This is a genomic window from Desmonostoc vinosum (assembly GCF_059505385.1).
In genome coordinates, this window is the sequence record NZ_JCACKM010000031.1 from 49,240 (window position 1) to 55,239 (window position 6,000).

The 6,000-nt window shown below is 45.6% G+C and carries 8 protein-coding genes; 4 read left to right on the forward strand and 4 right to left on the reverse strand.

Annotated features, from left to right (window positions below; translation table 11 throughout):
* Positions 1 to 92 precede the first annotated feature (92 nt).
* Positions 93 to 1,577 carry an acyl-CoA synthetase gene (locus AC5JMF_RS04665; RefSeq protein WP_495794560.1) on the reverse strand — a complete coding sequence of 495 codons (1,485 nt, stop codon included), beginning with the start codon at positions 1,575 to 1,577 and terminating at the stop codon, positions 93 to 95.
* A 106-nt stretch (positions 1,578 to 1,683) separates the two neighbouring features.
* A complete protein-coding gene (locus tag AC5JMF_RS04670) occupies positions 1,684 to 1,872 on the reverse strand; it encodes a hypothetical protein (RefSeq protein WP_495794561.1) in 189 nt (62 codons plus the stop codon).
* 58 nt (positions 1,873 to 1,930) lie between these two features.
* On the opposite strand from AC5JMF_RS04670, the gene AC5JMF_RS04675 reads away from it, so the two are divergent.
* Positions 1,931 to 2,182 (forward strand): hypothetical protein, encoded by a 252-nt coding sequence (locus AC5JMF_RS04675; RefSeq protein ID WP_495794562.1) that lies wholly within the window; start codon positions 1,931 to 1,933, stop codon positions 2,180 to 2,182.
* 26 nt (positions 2,183 to 2,208) lie between these two features.
* Positions 2,209 to 2,529, forward strand: a complete 321-nt coding sequence (locus AC5JMF_RS04680) for a type II toxin-antitoxin system RelE/ParE family toxin (protein WP_495794563.1) — start codon at positions 2,209 to 2,211, stop codon at positions 2,527 to 2,529.
* A gap of 126 nt (positions 2,530 to 2,655) precedes the next feature.
* Here the strand turns inward: AC5JMF_RS04680 and AC5JMF_RS04685 are convergent, their stop codons facing one another.
* Positions 2,656 to 2,784 carry a hypothetical protein gene (locus AC5JMF_RS04685; RefSeq protein WP_495794567.1) on the reverse strand — a complete coding sequence of 43 codons (129 nt, stop codon included), beginning with the start codon at positions 2,782 to 2,784 and terminating at the stop codon, positions 2,656 to 2,658.
* Here AC5JMF_RS04685 and AC5JMF_RS04690 point away from each other — a divergent pair.
* Both AC5JMF_RS04690 and AC5JMF_RS04695 read left to right on the forward strand, forming a co-directional pair.
* A complete protein-coding gene (locus AC5JMF_RS04690) occupies positions 2,783 to 2,968 on the forward strand; it encodes a type II toxin-antitoxin system HicA family toxin (RefSeq protein ID WP_495794564.1) in 186 nt (61 codons plus the stop codon). The genes AC5JMF_RS04685 and AC5JMF_RS04690 overlap by 2 nt on opposite strands.
* Positions 2,968 to 3,180 carry a type II toxin-antitoxin system HicB family antitoxin gene (locus tag AC5JMF_RS04695; RefSeq protein ID WP_495794565.1) on the forward strand — a complete coding sequence of 71 codons (213 nt, stop codon included), beginning with the start codon at positions 2,968 to 2,970 and terminating at the stop codon, positions 3,178 to 3,180. Before AC5JMF_RS04690 ends, AC5JMF_RS04695 begins: the two co-directional genes overlap by 1 nt.
* 90 nt (positions 3,181 to 3,270) lie before the next feature.
* Here AC5JMF_RS04695 and alaS read toward each other — a convergent pair whose 3' ends face one another.
* Positions 3,271 to 5,937 (reverse strand): alanine--tRNA ligase, encoded by a 2,667-nt coding sequence (alaS, locus tag AC5JMF_RS04700; RefSeq protein ID WP_495794566.1) that lies wholly within the window; start codon positions 5,935 to 5,937, stop codon positions 3,271 to 3,273.
* Positions 5,938 to 6,000 lie beyond the last annotated feature (63 nt).

A 6,000-nucleotide genomic window follows, 5' to 3' on the forward strand; every position in this document is an offset into this window, starting at 1 on the left:
ATTTACAATCCCTGGCGGTAGAGAGCGAAGCCGAACAATTATGTAAGTTTTGCGACTGGCAGTTTGAAAGGTGCAAGATCTGAGGATCGCAATCAACAAAATAGCTCAACCACCGCAGGCTTAGTGACTTTTCCCATGGCGTTGCGCGGTAATTCTGCAACTGTCAGAATTCTCGTTGGTACTTTATAGATAGCTAATCGCTCTTTTGCCCAACTCCTAAAAGATTCTAAGGTCAAAAGTTGTGACCCTTGCAATACTAACGCGGCACAGACTCGCTCACCCCACTCTAAATCGCTAACCCCAACTACTGCACATTCCTGAATATCTGGATGGGTTCGCAATACTTCCTCTATTTCCAACGCCGAAACTTTATACCCTCCCGTTTTGATGATATCTACACTCAACCGCCCCAGAATTCGATAGTTGTCGTTCTCGACTACAGCCAAATCTCCAGTACAGAACCAGCCATCTTGAAAGGCTTTGGCGGTGGCTTGGGGATTTTGCCAATATTCTAAAAATACCCCGGGGCCTTTAACTTGGATTTCTCCTGGTATCCCTGGTGCGACTAACTCGCCGCTTTCATCTACTAATCTCACTTCTACTTGCGGTAGAGGTTTGCCAACATATCCTGCTTTTCGTTCACCGTGTAAAGGGTTCGATAACGCCATGCCAATCTCAGTCATCCCATAGCGCTCAAGTAGAAAATGACCACTGATATTTTGCCACTTTTCTAATACTTGCACTGGTAACGCTGCTGAACCAGATACCATGAGCCGCATTTTAGCACAGCCTGCTGACATCCTTTGCTGGCGTTCGGGTGTAGCCGCTTCCCAAGCAGCAATCAGCTTGACATAAATTGTTGGTACTGCCATGAATAGGGTTAAGTCGCCCTCACAAATTCGGTTCCAAACAGTTTCGGCATCAAACTTGCTGATCATGTGGCACTCCGCCCCAGCCCATAAAGCACAGGTGAGTACGTTGATAATCCCATGAATATGATGTAGAGGTAGTATGTGTAAGATGCGATCGCTAGCTGTCCATTCCCAAGCAGTAACTAAGCTGATCACTTGAGATTGAATATTGTGATGAGTGGTAACTACACCCTTGGGTTTACCAGTTGTGCCACTAGTGTAGAGAATTAAGGCGCGTCTGGTGAGTTCAATTTCTGGGAGGCGACTAACATCATCTGGGAGTGTTTCTGAGGTGAGAATAAATCGTAAGTTTTGGGCTTGAGCAATTGGACGTAGTAGAGTTTCAAAATTGGGATGGGCAATAATAATTAATGCTGCTGAATTGGTAATTACATATTCCAATTCTGGCTGTGGGTGGGAAATACACAAAGGTACGGCTATACCACCAGCCCGCCAAATCCCCCATTGAGTCGCTACATACTCAAATCCAGGCGGAATGAGAAAGGCAACTCGCTGCTCTTGTAAGTCTTCTGTATTATTCAACAGTACTGTCGCTATTTGACTGGATGTATGCAGCAAATCTTGATAGGTAAATGCTTCAACTTTTGTCGCAATAGCTATTTTCTCGCTGTGTGCTTGAGCATGAGTTATTAATGGAAGATTCACATTCTTTTACCGATTTAGGATTGATTCAGTCTAGTTATAGAAAGCATATAGCAATCCCAAATAAAACGTAATACTAAGGTTTTAAAATCCGGTTACAGATTGAAATTTAGAAGTTTAGATGAAATTTAACTCTCTTAATTACAAAAACAAGCACCACATCTGTCAACTGGCGATCGCTGGCAGTTAGTATAAGCTCTTTTAGAGTCTCTAAAGCGGGAAGCACATCCTCATCTGAAACGGGGCAGCGATCGCTATCCCAAACGATGCCACAAACAGCAAAAGTCCAGCAATCCATTGCTGTTAGTTTAAAATATGAAGTAGTTCTACAACCTCTCAAAGGTGAGAAAAATGTTATGTCAATTGTTGTCACCCTTAGCCCTGAGTTAGAAGCCCTGTTGCGGGATAGAGCTGCTAGGCAAGGTCAAGATGTTAGTTTCGTTGCATCTGAGTTGCTTGCTAGTATTCTACAGGCAAAGGAGCAAGACTTAGAGGAAGCGATTGAGGGTATTCAGCAAGGTTTAGATGATTTTCAGGCAGGAAAATTTCGGTCTTTTGAAGATTTTACTGAAGAACAGCGCCAAAAGTACAATTTGTCCGCTGATTAATGAAGTACCCCATTGAAATTTCAAGTGTGGCAGAAGCAGAGGCCGATAACGCTTTTCTACGGCTGTCTCAAGTCACATCCTCTACAAGAGCGAACCAATGGTATTCCGGGTTGTTGCAAGCGATTGAGTCTCTGTCTCAAATGCCCAAACGCTGCCCATTAGCCCAGGAAAATCAGTACTTTAGCCAAGAAATTCGGCAATTACTTTATGGCAAAGGGCGCAACTCATATCGTATTCTCTTTACCATTGTGGGAGAGGAAGAAGTGCCTACGGTTCGTATTCTGCACATTCGACACGCTACACAGCAAACTCTTGGGGAAGAACCAGAAGAACCCTACGCCACCTAACACTGCGTTGGTGCAGATGGAATAGATAAAGTATCTATACTTAAGCAATTTATAACAGGGTAGGCAAAATGCCCACCCTTTAAGAAAACACAATTAAGCCAATGCAGACTTTAACTCACTCTTAGCTTATGCCAACGTTTCTGGTAATTGACTCGCGTCGCGTCCGCCAGCTTGGGCTAAATTCGGTCTACCACCGCCACCGCAAATTTTGGCGATCGCACCCACAAGGGGATGCGGTTTCCCGGAGATGATCATGAAGGTTAGAGATATAATCAAACTAATTGATCAAGATGGGTGGTATTTGGCTCGAACGCGAGGCAGCCATCGTCAATACAAGCACCCTAATAAATTGGGTTTGGTTACTGTACCAGGAAAACCGGGTGATGATTTAGCTTCGGGAACGTTGGATAGTATCTTAAAACAAGCGGGTCTGAAATGATGCAGTATCTGATCGTGATTGAAAAGACAGAAACAGGATATTCTGCCTATTCTCCTGACCTACTAGGATGTGTCTCGACTGGGTCAACCCGTGAAGAAGTTGAACAAAATATGCGTCAGGCAGTGGAATTTCACCTTGATGGGTTGAAGTTGGAGGGATTCGAGATCCCGCAGCCCACAACCTCATCGGTCTATATCGAGGTTGCTGCCTAACACCGCGTTGGTGCAGATGCTACAAAGGTATCTACGCTTCAGCAATTGCTCGCAGGGCAGGCAAAATGCCCACCCTTGAAGAAAAAATAATTAACTCAATGCAGACTTTAACTCACTCTTAGCTTGTGCCAACGCTTCTGGTAATTTACTCGCGTCGCGTCCGCCGGCTTGAGCTAAATTCGGTCTACCGCCGCCGCCACCGCCGCAAATCTTAGCGATCGCACCCACAAATTTCCCCGCTTGCAAGCCTTTTTTGTTGACTTCTGGACTAAAAGCTGCTACTATACTAACTTTCTCAGCTTCAGGAACGGAACCCAATACCACCGCACCATTACCTAGTTTTTGCAACAATCTTTCCGCTGCACTTTTCAAGGATTCGGGATCAACGTCTTCTAACTGAGCAACGAGAATTGGATAATCGCCCACAGTCTCTGCTGTTTGCAGTAGGGTGTCGGATTTGGCGATCGCTAGTTGCATCTTTAGGGTTTCTAGTTCCTTTTGGTTAGTTCTGAGTTCGTTTTGGAGGCTGGTGATTCTCTGTGGTAATTCTTCGGGTTTTACTTTAAAGCGATCGCTTAAATCCTTCACTACTTGATCGCGGAGGTTGAGATAATCCAGCACTGCTGCACCAGAAACAGCTTCGATACGCCGTACTCCAGAAGCAACGCCAGTTTCAGAAATAATCTTGAACACGCCAATCTCAGCGGTATTACTGACATGAGTGCCCCCGCATAGTTCCATTGATACACCAGGAAAGTCAATTACTCGCACTTCTTCACCATATTTTTCGCCAAACATAGCAACAGCACCCCTAGCTTTGGCCTCTGCTAAAGGTAATACTTCTACTTTGGCGGCATGTGCCTCGGCTACCCAAGTATTTACCTGTTCTTCAACTTGTTGAACTTCCTCTGCTGTCAAGGCACGGGGACAGTTAAAGTCAAAGCGTAACCTGTCAAAGGAAACTAAAGAACCAGCTTGGGATATGCCATCATCGACAATTTTCTTTAACGCTGCTTGTAGTAGGTGCGTTGCGGTATGGTTGGCTTGGAGACGACGCCGACAAGCGCGATCAATTTGGGCACTCACAACATCTCCTACTCGGATTGTACCGCGTTCAATGCGGCCGAAGTGAACAAAGAAATCGGATTCTTTCTTCACATCTTCCACTCGCACGACAACACTTGTGTTGAGCGAAGTCGAAACACCGTCACCGGAGATATAACCGCGATCGCCAATTTGCCCCCCAGATTCGGCATAGAATGGCGTTTTATCGAGGACAATTTGTACTTCTGTGCCTGCTTCCGCCTCTTCTTGAGAGACGCCATTGATTAGTAGAACTTCAACTTTCGCCGTTGTTGTTGGTTGGGCGTAACCTAAAAATTCGGTAGCGTGGATGTGTTCTGCAAGCTTGTCGAGGGAACCTTGCACAGTTAGATCGATGGTTTCGTGTGCTGCTTTGGCGCGTTCTACTTGCTTTTGCATTTGGGCGTTGAATCCTGCTTCATCGACTGTGAGGTGATTTTCCTCAGCGATTTCTTGCGTGAGTTCCAAAGGGAAACCGTAGGTATCGTAGAGAGTGAAGACGCTTTCACCACTAATAGAAGTTTTGCCTTGCTGCTTCACCTGTTGAATGATTTCTTCTAAGAGTTTTTCCCCTCGATCAAGAGTTCGCAGGAAATTAGATTCTTCGCGTTGTAGTTCGGCTTTGATAGCGGCTTCTCGTTGGCGCACATTAGGGTAAGCTGATTCAGCAAGAGCGATCGCAGTTTGGGCAACTTGGGTAATAAATTCGCCAGTAATGCCAACTAATCGCCCGTGACGCACCACACGCCGAATTAATCGCCGCAGGACATAACCCCGCCCGACGTTGGAAGCGCGGATTTCATCAGCGATTAAGTGGACGACTGCACGCACATGATCACCAATGACTTTCAAAGAGACTTTGGTGTTTTCGTCGCTGCCGTGGTAATCAATGCCAGCAATCGCCGCTGCTGTTTGAATAATTGGGAAAATTAAGTCAGTTTCGTAATTATTCGGCACTTTTTGGAGGATTTGCGCCATCCTTTCCAAACCCATGCCAGTATCAATGTTTTTGTTTTGCAGTGGTGTTAAATTACCTGAAATATCCCGGTTGTATTGCATGAATACGAGGTTGTAGAACTCGATAAACCGGGAATCATCTTCTAAGTCAATAGAATCGTCACCGCGTTCTGGGTGAAAGTCATAGTATATCTCTGAACAAGGGCCACAAGGGCCAGTAGGTCCAGAGTTCCAAAAGTTATCATCTGCACCCATGCGCTTGATTCTTGCTTGGGCTACACCGATTTGATCGCGCCAAATCGCGAAGGCTTCATCATCCTCCTCAAAGACGCTGACTACAAGGTTGCTTGGTAAGAAGCCAAAAACTTGCGTAGAAATTTCCCAACCCCAGGCGATCGCTTGTTCTTTAAAATAGTCACCAAAGCTAAAGTTACCCAGCATCTCAAAAAACGTTTGATGGCGTTTAGTACGTCCCACGTTTTCGATATCGTTAGTGCGGATACACTTTTGGGATGTAGTAGCTCGTTTAAATTCTGGTGTGCGCTGTCCCAGGAATATTGGCTTAAATGGCAACATTCCCGCGATCGTCAGCAGCACGGTTGGATCTTCTGGTACCAAGGAAGCACTAGGAAGAATTTGGTGTCCTCGTTGAACAAAGAAGTTAAGGAATAAGGAGCGAATTTCGTTACCGCTGATGTATTGGGGATTTGAAGACATGATAGTTAGGGACTGGGGACTGGGGACTGGGGACTGGGGATTGGGGACTGGGGACTGGGGACT